This is a genomic window from Kribbella polygonati (assembly GCF_050320105.1).
Lineage (GTDB): Bacteria > Actinomycetota > Actinomycetes > Propionibacteriales > Kribbellaceae > Kribbella.
Window position 1 is genome coordinate 7,504,100 of the sequence record NZ_CP190129.1, and the last position, 17,554, is coordinate 7,521,653.

The window sequence follows — 17,554 nt, forward strand, 5'->3', positions numbered from 1 at the left end:
AACGCACGTGATCTTCAGGGACCGCGGTATCGAGATCAAGACCCGCGAGCAGATTCTGGCGATGCGCAAGGCCGGCCTGGTGGTCGGCCGCACGCTGGAGCTGCTCCGCGGGGCGGTGCAGGCCGGTATCACCACCGGCGAGCTGGACGCGATGGCGGAGGACAACATCCGGTCCTCCGGCGCGACGCCGTCGTTCAAGGGGTACCACGGGTTCACCGGGTCGATCTGCGCGTCGGTGAACGACGAGATCGTGCACGGCATCCCGGGTGACCGGGTGCTCGCCGACGGCGACCTGATCTCGATCGACTGCGGCGCGATCGTCGACGGCTGGCACGGCGACGCCGCGATCACGGTCCCGGTCGGCGGTCCGGAGGCGGTCGCGGACGAGCTGCTCGAGCTGGCCAGGGTCTGCGAGGAGTCGATGTGGCGCGGGTTCGCCGCGGCGCGGCTCGGCGGTCGGCTGTCCGACATCTCGGCGGCGGTCGAGGCGCATGTCCGCGCGAACTCGTCCTACGGGATCGTCGAGGACTTCGTCGGGCACGGGATCGGCTCGGCCATGCACCAGCCGCCGAACGTGCCGAACTTCGGCCGTCCGGGCAAGGGCCCGAAGCTGGTCGAGGGGATGGCGCTCGCCGTCGAGCCGATGCTCACCCTCGGCCAGCAGGAGAACCACACGCTCGACGACGACTGGACCGTGGTCACCGACGACGGCCAGGCCGCCGCACACACCGAGCACACGTTCACTCTCACTCCGCAAGGCCCGTGGGTGCTGACCGCCATCGACGGCGGCGAAGCCAAGCTCGCCGAGCTCGGCGTGAAGTTCGGCCCCCTCGCCGACTGACGGACCCTTTGGGTCAACCCGTTGGGGGACGCGGAGGGGACCGGAGCTGAGGCACACTTGAGACATGCCTCAGTACCAGCCGCACCAGCGATTCACCGAAGCCGACCGCGACAAGATCGCCGGGCGGTTGCGGGACGCGTTCGCGGACGGGCGGCTGGACCAGCCGGAGTTCTCGTCGCGGCTCGACCGGCTTTACACGGTCCAGACGTACGGCGAACTCGAGCCGCTGGTGCGTGACCTGCCGGCTGTCCGGACGTACGAGACGCCCGCGGCGGTACAGGACTCGAAGCCGGCGCCGGAGCCGGGCAGCTTCCCGGAGCGGCAGCGGGACCGGCGTCCCGACCGCCGCCGGGGTGGCGCGATCGGCGGGTTCACCGGTGTGGTGGCGATCAACGTCGTGATCTGGTTCGTGATCGGGCTCGGCAACGGCGGGCACTGGCCGCACTTCTGGCCGGTCTGGCTGCTGATCCCGTGGGCGATCATCGCCCTGGGCGGTCTCGGCAGGCGCCGTTGACCTCGGCCCCGGTCGGTCGCCGAGTAGGTGGTCCGCGGCTGCGGCCGGTGTGGGCGTGGCAGCTGCACCAAGGGGCCGCCGTCGTCTACGTGCTCTGGTTCGTGGTCGCCGTACCGCTGGCGATCGTCGGGCTGTTGCTGGAGCCGCGCTGGGTCGGGTGGTTCGTGCTGGTCTGGTTCCTCGCGCTGGTCGGGCTGACCCTCGGCCTGCGGCTGGGGGAGAACCGCCGTCGCCGCGAGTGGGCCGATGCCGCGGGGCAGCTCGGCTGGCGGCTCAGTGCGTCCGCGGACGAGTTGCTGGATCGTTGGCCGTTCCCACCGTTCGACGCGGACCCGGACGCCGAGGTCACGGACGTGACGTCCGGGCGGCATCGCGGGCGGGAGTTCTGGACCGGACGGTTCCGGCACAAGGTACGGCGGCGTGAGCTCGGCTTCGACTTCCTCGACCTGCAGGTGGATCGGCCGCTGCCGCCGTTGCAGGTGCTGCCCGCGCGGCTGGCCCCGGTCGCGGCGGCGAGCCTGCTGCCGTTGCCGATCACGGTCGACGGGCTGTCCACGCGGTACCAGTTGTTCAACGGGCGCGAGGACCACGCGCTCGCGGTCCTGCATCCGCGGGCGGCCGAGGCGCTGGCCGACGTACCGGAGTTCGGGTTCAGCTGCGAGGGGCGGCGGTTCGTCGCGATCCTGCCGGCGTACCGCGATTCCGGTACGGCGCTCGCGCAGCTGGACGCGGCGTGCGATCTGCTCGACCTGATGCCCGAGCAGATCTGGCGCGCCGGCGAACAATGGGCCGCTAGCCAGCAGCCCTGAGCAGCCCCACCAGCGCCGACAGCCCGCTTTCCCCATGCCCGGTCGCCACCGCCCGCCGTAGCAGCTCGCCCATCGGGGTGAGCAGGCTCGGGTCGACACCTTGCTTCTGTGCTGTCGTGACCAGGTTCTCGTAGGCAGCTGCTTGCATCGCGAGATTCGAATCAGCCGTATCCACAGGACCGTTGTCGAGTTGCCTAGCCATGTTCGGGATGCTCGTGAGCATGGCTGTCAGCCAGGGGACCAGGAACTGCTGCGTGAAGTCGGCGGCCGGGATGTGGGCGCTGGTGATGAGGGCGAGGGCGTGCTGGGCGCCGCCGAACAGGCCGTACATCCCGCTCAGCAAGGCGATGTCGTACAGCGCGGCGAGCCCGGGGTCCGTGCCGACGTACGCCGGTCGTGCCAGCACCTCGAGCGCCGTACGGTGCTCCTCGAAGACCTCTTGCGGGCCGCTGTAGAAGATGAAGGCGCCGGGCGTGCCGATCATCGGGGGCACGGCCATGATGCCGCCGTCGAGGTACGAAGCACCCGCTGAGGCGAGGCGTTCCGCGGTGGCCCTGGACTGCTCCGGGGTGCTGTTGGTCAGGTTGACGATCGTGTGGCCGGTGAGGTCGAGGCCGTCGAGCGTGCTGCGCACCGTGTCGTCGACGAGCAGGCACACGACGACCAGGCCACCACCCGCTCCCGCCGTCGCCGTCGTGCGCGCGCTCGCGGCGATTGCTTCCGCGGCGGTCGCGGCGCGGGTGGCGCCGAGGGTGTCGAGTTCGGGGGAGCGGCCGGGGGTCCGGTTCCAGACGGTGGTCGGGTGGCCGGCGGCCAGGAGGGCGCGGGCGAGGGCGGTTCCCATCGCGCCGAGCCCCAGGACGGTGACAGGTGTCTTCATGCCGTCCACCCTGACGGCGACGCTTTAGGATGGACAAGTACCCACTAAATAGTGCGGTACTGACGGAAAGGTAAGTATGCGCCCGTACACCTGTGGTCTGGACGCGGCGGCCGACGTGATCGGCGGGAAGTGGAAGCCACGGATCCTGTGGGCGCTGCACCACGGGCCGACGCGGTTCGGGGAGCTGCGCCGGGAGATCTCCGGGGTGACCGAGAAGATGCTGATCCAGCAGTTGCGCGAGCTGGAGTCGCGGGACATCGTGCACCGCGAGGTCTTCCAGCAGGTGCCGCCGAGGGTCGAGTACTCACTCACCGAACTCGGAATGTCACTCAACGTCGCCTTGATGCCGCTGGACGACTGGGGCGCCGAGCACATGGCGGAGCTGGAGAGTACCCGCTGAGGGCTCAATTGGGCTGATCGCAGCGCGTGGCGTACACTTTTTCCTTGGCTCTTTGTAGCCATAGCCAGTCACGTCTACAGAAGTGCGAGGACATGCCCAAAAAAGAGGGAGTAATCGAACTCGAGGGCACCATCGTCGAGGCCCTGCCGAACGCGATGTTCCGTGTTGAGCTGTCCAACGGGCACAAGGTGCTCGCGCACATCAGCGGCAAGATGAGGCAGCACTACATCCGGATCCTCCCCGAGGACCGGGTCGTCGTGGAGCTGTCGCCGTACGACCTCACCAGGGGTCGGATCGTCTATCGGTACAAGTAACACCACCAACACCTGTCGAAGAAAGTAGCTCGATGAAGGTCAACCCGAGCGTCAAGAAGATCTGCGACAAGTGCAAGGTGATCCGCCGGCACGGCCGGGTCATGGTGATCTGCGAGAACCCGCGGCACAAGCAGCGGCAGGGCTGACAAGCCTTCACGCAGTAACACGGCACTTTCGCACCACAGCGCGCATGCTCGTCCAGGATCCGTTCTGGACGTTGCCCCTGGAACAGAGGCCAGGGCCCTGCCGGTGAATCTCACCGAGGCGGGCAGGGACGCAGCGCGCCACCACACCTCTGCCGACGAAAGGAACACCGCCACATGGCACGCCTCGTAGGAGTCGACCTGCCGCGCGACAAGCGCATCGAGGTCGCTCTCACGTACATCTTCGGTGTGGGCCGTACGCGCGCCCAGGAAACGCTGAAGAACACCGGGGTCTCCCCGGACAAGCGCGTCCACGAGCTGGGCGACGACGAGCTGGTCAAGCTCCGGGACTGGATCGAAGGCAACTACAAGATCGAAGGTGACCTCCGTCGCGAGGTGACCGCGGACATCCGCCGCAAGATCGAGATCGGGTCGTACCAGGGTCGCCGGCACCGCAGCGGGCTTCCGGTGCGCGGTCAGCGCACGCGGACCAACGCCCGTAGCCGCAAGGGTCGTCGTAAGGCGATCGCCGGCAAGAAGAAGAAGTGACCCGGATGACCGTCAACCCCAGGAGCAACTGACCTATGCCTCCCAAGAGCCGCACCGCGGCCGGCGCGAAGAAGGTGCGCCGCAAGGAGAAGAAGAACGTGGCCGCCGGCCACGCGCACATCAAGAGCACGTTCAACAACACGATCGTGACGATCACCGACCCGACCGGCGCGGTCATCTCGTGGGCCTCCGCGGGCACCGTCGGTTTCAAGGGCTCGCGCAAGTCGACCCCGTTCGCCGCGCAGATGGCCGCCGAGGCCGCCGGGCGCCGGGCGATGGAGCACGGCATGCGCAAGATCGACGTGTTCGTGAAGGGTCCCGGCTCCGGCCGTGAGACCGCGATCCGTTCGCTGGGTGCGGTCGGCCTCGAGGTCGGCACCATCCAGGACGTCACCCCTGTCGCCCACAACGGCTGCCGGCCGCCCAAGCGGCGCCGGGTCTGACCCAGAGAGAGGAAGGTAGCGAACCATGGCCCGTTACACCGGACCTATGACCAAGAAGTCGCGCCGTCTCGGGGTCGACCTCGTCGGTGGCGACAAGGCGTTCGAGCGTCGTCCGTACCCGCCGGGTATGCACGGCCGCGGCCGCCCGAAGGAGAGCGAGTACCTGCTCCAGCTGCGTGAGAAGCAGAAGGCGCGTTACTCGTACGGCGTTCTCGAGAAGCAGTTCCGCCGGTACTACGAGGAGGCCTCGCGGCGCTCCGGCAAGACCGGTGACAACCTGCTGCAGATCCTGGAGTCCCGGCTGGACAACGTGGTGTACCGCTCCGGTCTCGCCCGTACCCGCCGCCAGGCCCGCCAGCTCGTCGTGCACGGTCACTTCACCGTGAACGGCGTCAAGGTGAACATCCCGTCGTACCGCGTCTCCGCCCACGACATCATCGATGTCAAGGCGAAGTCGGCCGAGACGACGCCGTTCATCATCGCCCGCGAGACGCACGCCGAGCGTGTCGTCCCGGCGTGGCTCGAGGTGATGCCCGAGCGGCTGCGGATCCTCGTCCACCAGCTGCCGACCCGGCAGCAGATCGACACCCAGGTCGCCGAGCACCTGATCGTCGAGCTCTACTCGAAGAACTGACCCGGTTCCGGCCGGCGGCCCCGCCGCCGGCCGGACCGGTGGTTCTTCATCCATCGCGGCCTCAAATAGTGGTCGTCGCGAGTCACGAAGGAACAAGAAGTTGCTTATCGCACAGCGCCCAACCCTGACCGAAGAGGTCGTCGACGAGTACCGCTCGCGGTTCATGATCGAGCCGCTGGAGCCGGGCTTCGGCTACACCCTCGGGAACTCGATCCGCCGGACCCTGCTGTCCTCCATCCCGGGGGCGGCCGTGACCAGCATCAAGATCGACGGTGTCCTGCACGAGTTCTCGACCGTGGCCGGGGTGAAGGAAGACGCCACCCAGCTGATCCTGAACCTGAAGGACCTGGTCGTCTCCTCCGAGCACGACGAGCCGGTCACCATGTACCTGCGCAAGCAGGGCCCCGGTGACGTCACCGCCGCCGACATCGCGCCGCCGGCCGGTGTCGAGGTGCACAACCCGGACCTGAAGATCGCCACCCTGAACGAGAAGGGCCGGCTCGAGATGGAGCTGGTCGTCGAGCGGGGCCGCGGCTACGTGTCCGCCGTTCAGAACAAGTCCGCGGACGCCGAGATCGGCCGGATGCCGGTCGACTCGATCTACTCCCCGGTCCTCAAGGTCACCTACAAGGTCGAGGCGACCCGGGTCGAGCAGCGCACCGACTTCGACCGCCTGGTGGTCGACGTCGAGACCAAGCCGTCGATGCTGCCCCGCGACGCCGTCGCGTCGGCCGGTAAGACCCTGGTCGAGCTGTTCGGGCTGGCCCGCGAGCTGAACGTCGAGGCCGAGGGCATCGACATCGGCCCGTCGCCGGTCGACGAGCAGATGGCCGCCGACCTGGCGCTGCCGGTCGAGGACCTGCAGCTGACCGTCCGGTCGTACAACTGCCTGAAGCGCGAGGGCATCCACACCGTGGGTGAGCTGATCTCGCGCAGCGAGCAGGACCTGCTGGACATCCGGAACTTCGGCTCCAAGTCCATCGACGAGGTCAAGCTGAAGCTGGCCGAGATGAGCCTGTCGCTGAAGGACTCCCCGCCCGGGTTCGACCTCCGCGCCGCGTCCGGTGCCTACGGCAACGAGGCGGACGACGAGGACGAGAGCTTCGCCGAGACCGAGCAGTACTGAGCTGACCAAGGCCCGTCGGGCCCTACATCCCTTCGGCCCGACGGGCCTTAGATTCCTGGAGTTACGAGATGCCAACCCCCACCAAGGGTGCCCGCCTGGGCGGCAGCCCGGCGCACGAGAAGCTGATCCTCAGCAACCTCGCGACGTCGCTGTTCGAGCACGGCGCCATCACCACCACCGCGGCCAAGGCCAAGCGCCTGCAGCCGCTGGCGGAGCAGATGATCACCAAGGCCAAGCGCGGTGACCTGAACTCGCGCCGCCAGGTGATGAAGCGGATCAAGGACAAGAGCGTCGTGCACGTGCTCTTCACCGAGATCGGCGAGCGGTACGCCGACCGTCCGGGCGGCTACACCCGGATCACCAAGCTCGGCCCGCGCAAGGGCGACAACGCCCCGATGGTGAAGATCGAGCTGGTCGAGGCGCTGTCCGACTCGCCGAAGGCCAAGAAGGCCCCGGCGAAGAAGGCTGCCGCGGCCGAGACCAAGGTCGAGGACAAGGTCCAGGACAAGGTCGAGGACGCGCCGGCCGAGGACGCCAAGGTCCAGGACGTCGTGGCCGGCAAGTACGAGAACTCCGCCGCCCCGAACGCCGACGGCTCCGCGCCCGAGGGATACACGGTCAAGGGCAACGAGGACTCGATGAAGTACCACACCACCGAGTCGCCGTGGTACGACAAGACCGTCGCCGAGGTCTGGTTCAAGACCGCCGAGGACGCCGAGGCGGCTGGTTTCGCCAAGGCCGGCGGTTCGGACGCCGACGACAAGTAAGTCTGCTGACGAGGCCCCCGCACCGGACGGTGCGGGGGCCTCGTTGCGTTAGATTGGCGTGTGCGCTGGCGGATTGATCTTCGGTACGACGGAGCGGCCTTTCACGGCTGGGCCCGTCAGGAGGGTCTCCGGACCGTGCAGGGGTCGCTCGAGGAGGCCCTGCGCGTCGTACTGCGCCTGCCGGAGCCGTTGACCGTGACATGTGCCGGGCGGACGGACACCGGCGTACATGCTCGTGGGCAGGTGACCCATGTGGACGTGGACGACGCTGTGGATCCGCTACGGCTCCTCAGAGGGCTGAACGGCGTACTCCCCGCGGACGTGGCTGTTACGGCCGTGACGGCGGCTCCAGACGGCTTTGACGCCCGGTTCTCGGCCCTGGCCCGGCGGTACGTGTACCGGCTGTGCGACGACCCGGCCGGCTGGGATCCGCTGACCCGGGGCCATGTGCTCCGCGTCGGGCGGCCGATGGATGTGGAGCGCATGAACGACGCCGCGGCCAGGCTGCGCGGGGAGCACGACTTTGCTGCTTTCTGCAAGAAGCGGGAGGGTGCCAGCACCGTACGGGCGTTGCTGGAGTTCTCGTGGCAACGGACGGGTCCTGGGCTGCTGGAGGGCACTGTGATCGCGGATGCGTTCTGCCACTCGATGGTGCGCGCTCTGGTCGGTTCCATGCTCCCGGTGGGCGACGGGCGGCGGGACGTGGCGTGGCCGGGCGCAGTACTCGCCGGAAAGGTGCGGGACTCGGCTGTGTCGGTGCTGCCGGCGCACGGGCTCACGTTGGAGGAAGTGCGGTACCCGGCGGACGACGAGCTGGCCGCACGGGCGTTGCAGGCACGGCAGGTGCGAGGAGAGGTACATCAGCGTGGGTGACCACTTCTTTTCGGCGGAGCCTGCGTCGGCGGACGTACGGCGTACCGTCGAGGCGCGGATCTGGGACAAGCCGTATGTGTTCACAACGGCTACCGGGGTGTTCTCCCGGGACCGGTTGGACATCGGTACGTCGGTCCTGCTGCGCTCGGTGGAGCCGCCTGTGGGGTCGGGCACGTTCCTGGACCTCGGCTGCGGGTACGGGCCGATCGCTTGTGCCCTGGCGGTCGAGGCGCCGGACGCGACCGTGTGGGCGGTCGACGTGAACAACCGGGCGCTGGAGCTCGCCCAGCTGAACGCGGAGGCCGCGGGGGTCGCGGTGCACGTCGCGTTGCCGGACGACGTACCCGAAGGCCTGCTGTTCGACCAGATCTGGTCGAATCCGGCGATCCACATCGGCAAGGCCGAGCTGCACAAGATGCTGCTGCACTGGCTCGGCCGGCTTGCCCCCGGCGGCGTGGGATGGTTCGTCGTCGGCAAGAACCTGGGCGGCGACTCCCTGCAGCGCTGGATGACCGAGCAGGGCTACCCCTGCACCCGGGTCGCCAGCGCGAAGGGTTTCCGGGTGCTGCGTGCAACGAACGCGGGTACAGCGCCGTCCTGAGGACATGGAGGCAGCCTTGGCGGCAGCGGAGGTGCGGGTCGAGCCCGTCGACTTCGAGGCGTGGGTCACCGAGAAGGCCGACGCCTTGCTGCGGTTCGCCTATGTGCTGACCGGGGACTCCAACCTGGCCGAGGACGCCGTACAGGACGCCCTGACGACCGCCTGCGCGCGGTGGGGGCGGGTGAGCCGTGCCGACGACCCCGAGGCGTACGTGAAGCGGATGGTGGTGAACGCGCACATCTCGTGGTGGCGCCGGTTCCGGCGGCGGGAGGCTCCTGTTGACGACCCCGTGCGTACGGCGCGTGCGGTTGGTGACGGTACGGCGCAGCGGGCGGAGGCGGACGCCATCTGGGACCTGTGCGCGACGTTGCCCGACAAGCAGCGTGCTGCCGTCGTACTGCGGTTCTACGAGGAGCTGTCGTACGCCGAGATCGCCCAGCTGCTCCACTGCGCGGAAGCGACGGCACGGTCGCACGTACACCGAGCCCTGGCGGCGTTGAAGACCACATTGAGCGATCAAGAGAGCACGGAAGGAGCCGAGGATGCCTGAGTACGACCCTGAGCAGGAGCTCGGCCCCAAGATCACCTCGGCGTTCCAGGACCACGCTGGTGCCACAGGCATGCAGAAGAGTGGGCTGGCGCGGGAGGCCCGTCGCCGGGTACACCGGCGGCGACAGGCGTGGTCAGTCGCCGCTGGTGCGGTGCTGGTCGCTGTGGTCGGCGGCGGCGTGTGGGGTCTCGCGGGGAGCGAGTCGCCGGTCGCTTCCAGCCACAGCGACACGGGGGCGGCTCCAGCTGCCGGCACGGCCAAAAGCAATGGGATCGTCGCGCCGAAGGCAGAAAGCACGTGCCCGAGCGGTCCTGCGATCCAACGGGCCGATGGACCGAACGCACTGCCTGCCGGGACGGGTCTTGAGCTCAGTACGCCGGTGACAGGCCTGACGGCTTGCCGCTACCGCATGTCCGACGGCACCGTGCTCGGTCAGCAGGCGTTCGACGCGTCCGTGGCACAGCAGGTGGTCAACGCGATCAAGATCCTCCCGGAGCGCAACCCGGCGCTCCCGGTCTTCAAGTGCGCGCCGCAGACGGCGAAGCCGGCCGAGGCGATCGTGTTGCGCTTCAGCACGGCAGACGGCGTACGGGAGATCTGGGTGGAGTACGACGGGTGCGAGTCGCCCGGCTTCTTCACCGGGACCCACACATACGGCCTGTTTGCCGCGCCGTTGAAGCTGTTCATGGTCGGCACGGTCCGCCCGACCGGCAGCTCCTACCTGAACGCGCTGCAGGGCTGGTAGTCAGTCGATCTCGCGCTTGGGCGTGGGCTTCTCCAGCCGCCGCACGTTGTCGGGCCGCTCACCGGTGTTCTTGTACACACCATGACTGCCGGGGCCCGTGGCGCGCCCGACGAACTTCTTGAGCCAGTCGACCTCGTCCTTGTCCGGCGGCTTCGCCTGTCCCGCCGGGCGGTCCGGTTCCTGCCCGTCCATCCGCACCTCTTCCTCACCTGGCTCCGTCCCGATCATAGGGACGACCGGGGCCGCCCGGCGATAACCGGTCGCCCGGTCCACCGACTGTTGACAGACTGGGGGAATGGGTCACGTGGATGTCGCCGGGATCGGGTACGAGTTGCCGGACGGGCGGGTGCTGCTGGACGACATCACGTTTCGGGTGGGGGACGGGGCGAAGGTCGCGCTGGTCGGAGCGAACGGGTCGGGGAAGACCACGCTCACGCGGATCATCGCCGGCGACCTGAAACCGCACAGCGGGAGCATCTCGCGGTCCGGCGGGCTCGGCGTGATGCGGCAGTTCGTCGGGTCGGTGCGAGACGAGTCGACGGTCCGGGACCTGCTGCTCGGGGTCGCGCCGGACGCGATCCGGGAGGCGGCGGCCAAGCTCGACAAGGCCGAGCTGGCGATGATGGAGGCCGACGACGAGAAGACCCAGCTCAAGTACGCGCAGGCCGTGGCGGACTGGGGCGAGGTCGGCGGGTACGACGCCGAGGTGCTCTGGGACGTCTGTACGACGGCAGCGTTGGGCATCCCGTTCGACCGGTGCCGCTGGCGTGAGGTGAAGACGCTGTCCGGCGGTGAGCAGAAGCGCCTGGTGCTGGAGGCGTTGCTGCGCGGGCCGGAGCAGGTGCTGATGCTGGACGAGCCGGACAACTACCTCGACGTACCGGGGAAGCGGTGGCTCGAGGAGCAGCTCCGTACGTCGGACAAGACCGTGCTGTACATCAGCCACGACCGGGAGCTGCTGGCCAACACGGCCACCCGTATCGTGACGGTGGAGCTCGGCGCGGCAGGCAACAACGCGTGGACGCACGGCGGGGGTTTCGCGACGTACCACGCGGCTCGGGAGCACCGGTTCGAACGCTTCGAGGAGCTACGGAAGCGTTGGGACGAGGAACACGCGAAGCTGCGCGCACAGATGCTGATGTACAAGCAGAAGGCGGCGTACAACTCCGACATGGCGTCGCGGTACCGCGCCTCGCAGACACGGCTGCGTAAGTTCGAGGAAGCCGGCCCGCCGCAGGCGCTGCCGCGCGAGCAGAAGGTCAGCATGCGCCTGACCGGCGGCCGTACCGGTAAGCGGGCCGTTGTGTGCACAGGGCTCGAGCTGACCGGTCTGATGAAGCCCTTCGACGTGGAGGTCTGGTACGGCGAGCGCGTGGCCGTGCTGGGGTCCAACGGCTCCGGGAAGTCGCACTTCCTCCGGCTGCTCGCTACTGGCGGCTCTGACCCGGACGTCGAGCACCAGCCGATCGGTGACGTGCAGATCGCACCTGTCGCCCACACGGGCAAGGCGAAGCTCGGTGCGCGCGTACGGCCTGGCTGGTTCGCGCAGACGCACGAGCACCCGGAGCTGGTCGGCAGGACGCTGCTGGAGATCCTGCACCGCGGTGACGACCACCGGGAGGGCATGGGGCGCGAGCTGGCGTCACGGAAGCTGGACAGGTACGAGCTGGCGCATGCGGCCGAGCAGACCTTCGACAGCCTGTCCGGCGGTCAGCAGGCCCGTTTCCAGATCCTCCTGCTCGAGCTGTCCGGTGCGACGCTGCTCCTCCTCGACGAGCCCACCGACAACCTGGACGTCGAGTCCGCGGAGGCTCTGGAGGAGGGCCTGGACTCCTTCGATGGCACGGTCCTCGCCGTCACCCACGACCGCTGGTTCGCCCGCGGCTTCGACCGCTACCTCGTCTTCGGCGCCGACGGCTCCGTCTACGAACCAGACGAGCCCGTTTGGGACGAGGGCCGCGTAGACCGCGCCCGCTAGGGCCTGGCTAGGGCTGGAGGCACCAGCCGTCGCGGTAGGCGGTCCATTGGTCGTTGGTGGCGGCGAAGTCGACGTAGAGGGCCAGGCCGAAGTTCTTGCGGGAAGAGTTGCCAAGGCCGAGCCGGGCGCCGCGTACGGCGGCGCTTACGGTCTCGGCGTGGCCCCAGTGGGCTGCGTTGTTCTCCCAGTACGCAGGGAGCCCGATCAGCAGGTCGGTGGTCGGGGGAGTGACCTCCAGCGCCAGCTCGGTCTGCTTGGCGACGTACCCGCCGTACAGGGATTCCAGCGGCATCGCGGTGTCGTACGTCATCACGGCGATCTGGTCGACCCGCTCGGCGACCTGGCGGAAGTAGTCCTGCGACCACCACTTCTCGACCGGGATCGCGTGCAGGTACCAGAGCGGGTCGATCTGCGCCGCCGCGACCGACAGCGTCGTACCGAGCGCGCGTGTCTCGTCGAGTACGGCGAGGTAGCCCTTCGACCCGGACCGGACCGGCTCGAAGTCGTAATGGATGCCCTGGAAACCCTGCTGCAGAACGGCTTTCGCAGACGCGACGACCCGCCGGCGGACCGCCGCGTCGTCGAGGTTCATCCCGTGCTCCTCGCCCGGCTGTACGACGTCGCCGAGCCAGGCCTGCACCCGTACGCCCGGCATCGCCGCGTGCACCGCGTCGACGAACCAGCGCGCCTTCGGCGATACCTTTGCCAGCGGCAACGATCCGTCGTGCTCCAGCGGGCCGGTGTGTACGTACAGGTCGTGGATGCCGGTGCCCTGCAGGCGTTCCGCGAGAGCGGTGACGTCGGCGGTGGTCTTCCGTCCGTCGACCCAGGCGTGGCCGAGCCACAACGCGTCCTGGCCCCTGGTCCGGGCGTCCGCGGACGGGTCGCCGGCGTACTGGATCCGGAGCGAGATCGCGTACGTGCCGAGCGGGGCGACCACCAGCAGGACGATCGCCAGTACGACCGCGACCGTGATGCGGCGCGGGCGCGACCAGGATCGCCGGCGGCGAATCACGTACGCGGCTTCAGACCGTCGTACACGATCCCCAGCATCCGGTCCCGTACGTCGGGCTGCAGGCCGGCCGCGGTGGCGCCGCGGGAGGCGCCGATCAGCAGCGCGTACACCTCGGGGAAGTGCGCGTCCGGGCGCACCGCACCGACCTTCTGCGCGGCGGTGAGCAGGCCGTCGAACGCCTCCCGCATCCCGCGCCCGGCCGCCCGCGCCTCCTCGCCGGCGGCCGCGCCGGACGCGGTCAGCGCCTCGGCGATCGCCAGCTTGGACGCCGATTCCGACACCACCTGGGTGAAGAACTCGTAGAACGCCGCCCCCGGATCCGCACTGCCCGCCAACTCCAGCGCCCGGTCCCGCAGGCGTTCCAGGCGCAGTGTCAGGACCGCCTCGAGCAGCTCGGTCTTGGTCGCGAAGTGCCGGAACACCGTCGCGATCCCGACCCCGGCCAGCTTCGCCACATCGTCGGTCGACGCCCCCGGCGACCGTCCGAAGACGTCGTCCGCCGCCGTCATGATCCTGGCCCGGTTGTCCCGCGCGTCTGCCCGCACGCCAGCTCCCCTCCGTCGCCCTCAGCCTAGAAGACGCCGGGAACCCTTATCCGGTTGTAAACGAAGTTACGACTCCATATATTCGATAGTCGTCACTCCGTTTATCTCGTGTGAGGATTCCGATGACTCCTGAAGAGGTCTTCCTGAAGCTGGTGCACGGCGTCGCCGACCGCGACTTCGCCGTACTGCCGCAGCTGTACGCCGAGCAGACCGACGTACGGCACCCGATGCACCCGTACGGCGACCACCCGCTGCTCACCCGGGACGCACTCCGCGAACACTTCGGCGGCGTCGGCCCCCGGGTGACCGAGGTGGTCCGCTTCCAGCCGGACAACATCCGCGTCCACCGGACCGACGACCCGGAGGTGATCGTCGCCGAGTTCGAGTACGCCGGCACGATCCTCGCCACCGGCGAACCGTTCCGGGTACCCGCGATCTTCGTCCTCCGGGTCCGCGACGGGCTGATCGTCGAGTCCCGCGACTACCTCGACCACCTCGCGATGATCCGCGCCCGCGGCCAGGTCGACGAACTCATCACCCACCTCCGGGAACCAGCCACGACCCCGACCACGTCCTAACCCCCAGAAGCACCAGACGGCCCCGGACCGAGGCACCACAGCCCGCCCGGGGCCATCTCCATTCCAAAAGGACACCGCTTCGCGGCGGCTGCTTGTTGGCCGCCTTCGGCGGCGTGCGCGGAGGGTGGTGACGTGCGGAGGTGGTCGGCGCCGTGTGCCTGTGCGCCGGGGTCCCGGGAGCGTGCCGCCCGGGACTCTCCCCGGTAGGTGCCGGTGGGTGCGGGTGGGTCGCTGCGGGTGTTTGTTGGCCGCCTTTGGCGGCGTGCGCGGAGGGTGTGGCGAGCGGAGGTGATCGTCGCCGGATGCTGCCGCATCGGGGTGCTGGGGGGTGCTGCCCGGGGTTCCGTTTGCCGACTGCGGGTGGGGCGCGCCTTCGCGGCGGATGCTTGCTGGCCGGACTCGGCGGCGTGCCCGGGCGGAGGTGGCGCGCGGAGGTCGTTGGTGTGGGCGGGATGCGCCGCCTGCGGGTAGGCGCCGCTTGGCCGATTCTGTTGTCGGGCGTCGGGCGTCGGGCGTCGGGCGTCCGGAGTCGGGGCGACGGTGATGGTGACGGGCGGGGTGGTGGCGCCGGGTGCTGCCTCACCTGGCCTTGGCGGAAGGGGGACCGCCCGCCGGGTGTGCGTTTTGCCTGGGGGCAGCGGGACGCCCGGGTGGGGATTCGGGTCGAGGTGGGCGCTTGGTCGACGTGGGTTCTGAGAATTGTTCTGGTGTGCCCCAACGTGGTGGGTTGGTTGTTCGTCTGGGGTGGGGAGAGGACGGTGGTGGGATGGCCGACTGGGAGGGGGCGTTTCGGGGGCTGGTGGCTGCTCGGGGTGGGGCGTTGCGTGGTTATGCGCTCCTGTTGACCGGTGATCCCGTGGCGGCCGGCGATCTGGTGCAGGAGGCGCTCACGCGGGTGTTCGGCCGGCGCCGGGTTGGTGAGGACATCGACGAGCTCGAGGCGTACGTCCGGCGCGCGATGCTGAACCAGTACGTCGACAGCCGGCGGCGGCTCAAGCGGTGGCATGCGAAACGGCACCTGCTGATCGATCTGCCGCACCACGACGACGACCGGATCGTGGTGGCGGATGAGGTCCGGAGAGCGCTCGCGACGCTGTCACCGAAGCAGCGGGCGTGCGTAGTCCTGCGCTATTACGAGGATCTGAGCGTCGCCGAGGTCGCGGACGAGCTCGGTTGTGCCGAGGGCACGGTGAAGCGCCATCTGGCCGACGCGCGGGCCAAGCTCGCCGTACAGCTCGCTGTCAACGAGGAGAGTGCGCGATGAACGACCTACGAGACCTGCTCCGCCTCGCGGCCGCCGAGGGCAATGACGCCGTTGACCTCGCCGAGGACGCCGTTGCGGAGCGCATCCGGCGCAGGCGGATCCGGAGGCGGCGCTTCGCGGCCGGGGGTGTGGCGATCGCCTCGGTGGCCACCATCGCGGGTACGGCGTGGGCCGTCCTCCCCACCGGTGCTCCAAGCGGACCGGCGGCGGTCGCGGATACCCCGCGGATCGTCACGTCTGATTCGGACGGTCTCAGCGGAATGGAGGCCGCCATGCCCACCACGCTGACCGTCGACGCGAACGGCTGCGTTCGGCCGGGCCCGGGCAAGCCGTCGGTGACGCTCGTCTGGCCCCGCGGCTACACCGTCAGGGGCGACGCGAAGTCCTTCGAGATCCTCGACTCCGGCGGCCACGTGGTCACGCGGTCCGGCGTACCCATCACCATCGGCGGGGGCGGCGCCGACCACTTCCAGGCCACCTGGACAGGGCGGGACTGCCTCGCCGGCCATCTCTGGATGGTCGGCAACATCAGCTAGCCGACCAGATACAAAGACCAGCCGCCGCGAAACGGTGGTTTCGCGGCGGCTGGGGTGGGGGTTGGTCAGCGGTCGCCCATCGGGACGTACTGGACGCCGCGTGCTCCGGTGTAGATCTGCTTCGGGCGGGCGATCTTCTGGTCGCTGTCGCCGAGCATCTCCAGCCACTGGGCCAGCCAGCCGGACGTCCGCGGGATCGCGAACAGCACGGTGAACATCTCCGGCGGGAACTGCAACGCCTCGTAGATCAGGCCCGAGTAGAAGTCGACGTTCGGGTAGAGCTTGCGGGAGACGAAGTACTCGTCCTCGAGTGCGATCTTCTCCAGCTCGACGGCGATCTTGAGCAGCGGGTTGATCCCGGTGACCTCGAAGACGTCGTCGGCGGCCTTCTTGATGATCTTCGCGCGCGGGTCGTAGTTCTTGTAGACCCGGTGGCCGAAGCCCATCAGCCGCTCTTCGCCGTTCTTGACGCCCTCGATGAACGCCGGCACGTTGTCGACGGTGCCGATCCGGCGGAGCATCTTCAGTACGGCCTCGTTGGCGCCGCCGTGCAGCGGGCCGTAGAGCGCCGCGATGCCGCCGGTGACCGCGCTGTACGGGTCGACCTGGGTGGAGCCGATCGCCCGGACCGCGTTGGTGGAGGCGTTCTGCTCGTGGTCGGCGTGCAGGATGAACAGGATCTCGAGCGCCCGCACCAGCCGGTCGTCGGCGGCGTACTTCGGCTCGCTCATCTTGAACAGCATCGACAGGAAGTTCGCGGCGTAGCTGAGCTCGTTGTCCGGGTAGACGTACGGCTTGCCCTGGGCGTGCCGGAACGCGAACGCGCCCAGCGTCGGCATCTTCGCGATCAGCCGGCGGATCTGCAGCGCCCGCGACTCCTCGTTGAAGATCTCCCGCGACTCCGGGTAGAACGTGGACAGCGCGCCCACCGAGGCGAGCAGCATGCCCATCGGGTGCGCGTCGTACCGGAAGCCCTGCATGAAGGTCTTCAGGTTCTCGTGCACGAACGTGTGATACGTCACGTCGTGCGCCCACGCCTCGTACTCCGCCTTGTTCGGCAGCGCGCCGTTCACCAGCAGGTACGCGACCTCGAGGTAGTTGGACTGCTCGGCGAGCTGCTCGATCGGGTACCCGCGGTACTCGAGGATGCCCTTGTCGCCGTCGATGAAGGTGACGGACGACCGGGTCGAGGCGGTGTTGACGAAGCCCGGGTCGTAGGTGGCCAGGCCACCGTCGCCGTCGGTTGCACTGATCTGCTTGAGATCTGCGGCACGGATGGTGCCATCGGTGATGGCAAGGTCGAAGTCCTTGCCGGTCCGGTTGTCCCGGACGGTGAGCGACTGTTCGGTCACGATGCCCTCTTCGGAAGCTGGCGTCATCGCCTGGATGAATGAGGGTAGATCAGCCGGCGGGACGCGGGTCTGGACTGCAATCTTCACCGCTAAACTA

Annotated in this window: 24 protein-coding genes; 19 read left to right on the top strand and 5 right to left on the bottom strand. The window is 68.9% G+C overall.

The annotated features are described in order from the left end of the window. Window positions 1–7 precede the first annotated feature (7 nt). From map to ACQHIV_RS35970, 3 genes are all read left to right on the top strand, one after another. Window positions 8–841 (top strand): type I methionyl aminopeptidase, encoded by an 834-nt coding sequence (gene map / locus ACQHIV_RS35960; protein ID WP_427888789.1) that lies wholly within the window; start codon window positions 8–10, stop codon window positions 839–841. Window positions 842–905: 64 nt separating this feature from the next. Next, window positions 906–1,355 (top strand): DUF1707 SHOCT-like domain-containing protein, encoded by a 450-nt coding sequence (locus tag ACQHIV_RS35965; RefSeq protein ID WP_427888790.1) that lies wholly within the window; start codon window positions 906–908, stop codon window positions 1,353–1,355. 47 nt (window positions 1,356–1,402) lie between these two features. Further along, window positions 1,403–2,164, top strand: a complete 762-nt coding sequence (locus tag ACQHIV_RS35970) for a hypothetical protein (protein ID WP_427888791.1) — start codon at window positions 1,403–1,405, stop codon at window positions 2,162–2,164. Here the strand turns inward: ACQHIV_RS35970 and ACQHIV_RS35975 are convergent. Further along, complete coding sequence (locus ACQHIV_RS35975) at window positions 2,148–3,044, bottom strand: NAD(P)-dependent oxidoreductase (RefSeq protein ID WP_427888792.1); 897 nt, start codon at window positions 3,042–3,044, stop codon at window positions 2,148–2,150. The genes ACQHIV_RS35970 and ACQHIV_RS35975 overlap by 17 nt on opposite strands. A gap of 76 nt (window positions 3,045–3,120) precedes the next feature. On the opposite strand from ACQHIV_RS35975, the gene ACQHIV_RS35980 reads away from it, so the two are divergent. The 12 genes from ACQHIV_RS35980 to ACQHIV_RS36035 all read left to right on the top strand — a co-directional run bounded on the left by ACQHIV_RS35980 (window position 3,121) and on the right by ACQHIV_RS36035 (window position 10,189). Further along, on the top strand, window positions 3,121–3,444 hold the full coding sequence (locus ACQHIV_RS35980) for a winged helix-turn-helix transcriptional regulator (protein WP_427888793.1): 324 nt from the start codon (window positions 3,121–3,123) through the stop codon (window positions 3,442–3,444). A 92-nt stretch (window positions 3,445–3,536) separates the two neighbouring features. Next, entirely contained in the window at window positions 3,537–3,758 is a 222-nt protein-coding gene (gene infA, locus ACQHIV_RS35985; protein WP_012923661.1) for a translation initiation factor IF-1, read from the top strand. Between the two features lie 32 nt (window positions 3,759–3,790). Further along, window positions 3,791–3,904: a 50S ribosomal protein L36 gene (rpmJ, locus tag ACQHIV_RS35990; protein ID WP_008361054.1), complete on the top strand. Its 114-nt coding sequence runs from the start codon at window positions 3,791–3,793 to the stop codon at window positions 3,902–3,904. A gap of 174 nt (window positions 3,905–4,078) precedes the next feature. Continuing rightward, a complete protein-coding gene (gene rpsM, locus ACQHIV_RS35995) occupies window positions 4,079–4,450 on the top strand; it encodes a 30S ribosomal protein S13 (RefSeq protein WP_141854777.1) in 372 nt (123 codons plus the stop codon). A 35-nt stretch (window positions 4,451–4,485) separates the two neighbouring features. Next, window positions 4,486–4,893 carry a 30S ribosomal protein S11 gene (rpsK, locus tag ACQHIV_RS36000; RefSeq protein WP_131286332.1) on the top strand — a complete coding sequence of 136 codons (408 nt, stop codon included), beginning with the start codon at window positions 4,486–4,488 and terminating at the stop codon, window positions 4,891–4,893. A gap of 25 nt (window positions 4,894–4,918) precedes the next feature. Continuing rightward, complete coding sequence (gene rpsD, locus ACQHIV_RS36005; protein ID WP_344191691.1) at window positions 4,919–5,527, top strand: 30S ribosomal protein S4; 609 nt, start codon at window positions 4,919–4,921, stop codon at window positions 5,525–5,527. 100 nt (window positions 5,528–5,627) lie between these two features. Continuing rightward, window positions 5,628–6,653, top strand: coding sequence for a DNA-directed RNA polymerase subunit alpha (locus ACQHIV_RS36010; RefSeq protein WP_427888794.1), 1,026 nt, complete (start codon window positions 5,628–5,630; stop codon window positions 6,651–6,653). Window positions 6,654–6,721: 68 nt separating this feature from the next. Further along, window positions 6,722–7,420, top strand: a complete 699-nt coding sequence (gene rplQ, locus ACQHIV_RS36015; RefSeq protein WP_427888795.1) for a 50S ribosomal protein L17 — start codon at window positions 6,722–6,724, stop codon at window positions 7,418–7,420. A 60-nt stretch (window positions 7,421–7,480) separates the two neighbouring features. Further along, a complete protein-coding gene (truA, locus tag ACQHIV_RS36020; protein ID WP_427888796.1) occupies window positions 7,481–8,293 on the top strand; it encodes a tRNA pseudouridine(38-40) synthase TruA in 813 nt (270 codons plus the stop codon). Continuing rightward, window positions 8,286–8,894 carry a class I SAM-dependent methyltransferase gene (locus ACQHIV_RS36025; RefSeq protein ID WP_427888797.1) on the top strand — a complete coding sequence of 203 codons (609 nt, stop codon included), beginning with the start codon at window positions 8,286–8,288 and terminating at the stop codon, window positions 8,892–8,894. Before truA ends, ACQHIV_RS36025 begins: the two co-directional genes overlap by 8 nt. Window positions 8,895–8,910: 16 nt before the next feature. Next, a complete protein-coding gene (locus tag ACQHIV_RS36030; protein WP_427888798.1) occupies window positions 8,911–9,444 on the top strand; it encodes a SigE family RNA polymerase sigma factor in 534 nt (177 codons plus the stop codon). Continuing rightward, entirely contained in the window at window positions 9,437–10,189 is a 753-nt protein-coding gene (locus tag ACQHIV_RS36035) for a hypothetical protein (RefSeq protein WP_427888799.1), read from the top strand. Before ACQHIV_RS36030 ends, ACQHIV_RS36035 begins: the two co-directional genes overlap by 8 nt. Here the strand turns inward: ACQHIV_RS36035 and ACQHIV_RS36040 are convergent, their stop codons facing one another. After that, window positions 10,190–10,381: a hypothetical protein gene (locus ACQHIV_RS36040; protein WP_427888800.1), complete on the bottom strand. Its 192-nt coding sequence runs from the start codon at window positions 10,379–10,381 to the stop codon at window positions 10,190–10,192. It abuts the gene before it with no gap. A 103-nt stretch (window positions 10,382–10,484) separates the two neighbouring features. Between ACQHIV_RS36040 and ACQHIV_RS36045 the strand changes: the two genes are divergently transcribed. After that, a complete protein-coding gene (locus tag ACQHIV_RS36045) occupies window positions 10,485–12,167 on the top strand; it encodes an ABC-F family ATP-binding cassette domain-containing protein (protein WP_427888801.1) in 1,683 nt (560 codons plus the stop codon). Window positions 12,168–12,174: 7 nt separating this feature from the next. On the opposite strand, the gene ACQHIV_RS36050 is transcribed toward ACQHIV_RS36045, so the two are convergent. Further along, window positions 12,175–13,182, bottom strand: coding sequence for a hypothetical protein (locus ACQHIV_RS36050; protein WP_427888802.1), 1,008 nt, complete (start codon window positions 13,180–13,182; stop codon window positions 12,175–12,177). Next, a complete protein-coding gene (locus ACQHIV_RS36055; protein WP_427888803.1) occupies window positions 13,179–13,727 on the bottom strand; it encodes a TetR/AcrR family transcriptional regulator in 549 nt (182 codons plus the stop codon). Before ACQHIV_RS36055 ends, ACQHIV_RS36050 begins: the two co-directional genes overlap by 4 nt. Window positions 13,728–13,849: 122 nt before the next feature. Here ACQHIV_RS36055 and ACQHIV_RS36060 point away from each other — a divergent pair, with 122 nt between their 5' ends. From ACQHIV_RS36060 to ACQHIV_RS36070, 3 genes are all read left to right on the top strand, one after another. Next, window positions 13,850–14,305: a nuclear transport factor 2 family protein gene (locus tag ACQHIV_RS36060; protein ID WP_427888804.1), complete on the top strand. Its 456-nt coding sequence runs from the start codon at window positions 13,850–13,852 to the stop codon at window positions 14,303–14,305. A gap of 766 nt (window positions 14,306–15,071) precedes the next feature. Next, window positions 15,072–15,569: a SigE family RNA polymerase sigma factor gene (locus tag ACQHIV_RS36065; protein WP_427888805.1), complete on the top strand. Its 498-nt coding sequence runs from the start codon at window positions 15,072–15,074 to the stop codon at window positions 15,567–15,569. Then, window positions 15,566–16,105 (top strand): hypothetical protein, encoded by a 540-nt coding sequence (locus ACQHIV_RS36070; RefSeq protein WP_427888806.1) that lies wholly within the window; start codon window positions 15,566–15,568, stop codon window positions 16,103–16,105. Before ACQHIV_RS36065 ends, ACQHIV_RS36070 begins: the two co-directional genes overlap by 4 nt. A gap of 65 nt (window positions 16,106–16,170) precedes the next feature. Here the strand turns inward: ACQHIV_RS36070 and ACQHIV_RS36075 are convergent, their stop codons facing one another. Continuing rightward, window positions 16,171–17,457 carry a citrate synthase gene (locus ACQHIV_RS36075; protein ID WP_380197907.1) on the bottom strand — a complete coding sequence of 429 codons (1,287 nt, stop codon included), beginning with the start codon at window positions 17,455–17,457 and terminating at the stop codon, window positions 16,171–16,173. Between the last annotated feature and the right edge of the window lie 97 nt (window positions 17,458–17,554).

Bases quoted from the DNA above. Each gene is read 5' to 3' on its own strand.
- ACQHIV_RS35965 (WP_427888790.1), top strand. From the start codon at position 906: ATGCCTCAGTACCAGCCGCACCAGCGATTCACCGAAGCCGACCGCGAC.
- ACQHIV_RS35975 (WP_427888792.1), bottom strand. From the start codon at position 3,044: ATGAAGACACCTGTCACCGTCCTGGGGCTCGGCGCGATGGGAACCGCC.
- ACQHIV_RS35980 (WP_427888793.1), top strand. From the start codon at position 3,121: ATGCGCCCGTACACCTGTGGTCTGGACGCGGCGGCCGACGTGATCGGC.
- infA (WP_012923661.1), top strand. From the start codon at position 3,537: ATGCCCAAAAAAGAGGGAGTAATCGAACTCGAGGGCACCATCGTCGAG.
- rpmJ (WP_008361054.1), top strand. From the start codon at position 3,791: ATGAAGGTCAACCCGAGCGTCAAGAAGATCTGCGACAAGTGCAAGGTG.
- rpsM (WP_141854777.1), top strand. From the start codon at position 4,079: ATGGCACGCCTCGTAGGAGTCGACCTGCCGCGCGACAAGCGCATCGAG.
- rpsK (WP_131286332.1), top strand. From the start codon at position 4,486: ATGCCTCCCAAGAGCCGCACCGCGGCCGGCGCGAAGAAGGTGCGCCGC.
- rpsD (WP_344191691.1), top strand. From the start codon at position 4,919: ATGGCCCGTTACACCGGACCTATGACCAAGAAGTCGCGCCGTCTCGGG.
- rplQ (WP_427888795.1), top strand. From the start codon at position 6,722: ATGCCAACCCCCACCAAGGGTGCCCGCCTGGGCGGCAGCCCGGCGCAC.
- ACQHIV_RS36035 (WP_427888799.1), top strand. From the start codon at position 9,437: ATGCCTGAGTACGACCCTGAGCAGGAGCTCGGCCCCAAGATCACCTCG.
- ACQHIV_RS36040 (WP_427888800.1), bottom strand. From the start codon at position 10,381: ATGGACGGGCAGGAACCGGACCGCCCGGCGGGACAGGCGAAGCCGCCG.
- ACQHIV_RS36045 (WP_427888801.1), top strand. From the start codon at position 10,485: ATGGGTCACGTGGATGTCGCCGGGATCGGGTACGAGTTGCCGGACGGG.
- ACQHIV_RS36060 (WP_427888804.1), top strand. From the start codon at position 13,850: ATGACTCCTGAAGAGGTCTTCCTGAAGCTGGTGCACGGCGTCGCCGAC.
- ACQHIV_RS36065 (WP_427888805.1), top strand. From the start codon at position 15,072: ATGGCCGACTGGGAGGGGGCGTTTCGGGGGCTGGTGGCTGCTCGGGGT.
- ACQHIV_RS36070 (WP_427888806.1), top strand. From the start codon at position 15,566: ATGAACGACCTACGAGACCTGCTCCGCCTCGCGGCCGCCGAGGGCAAT.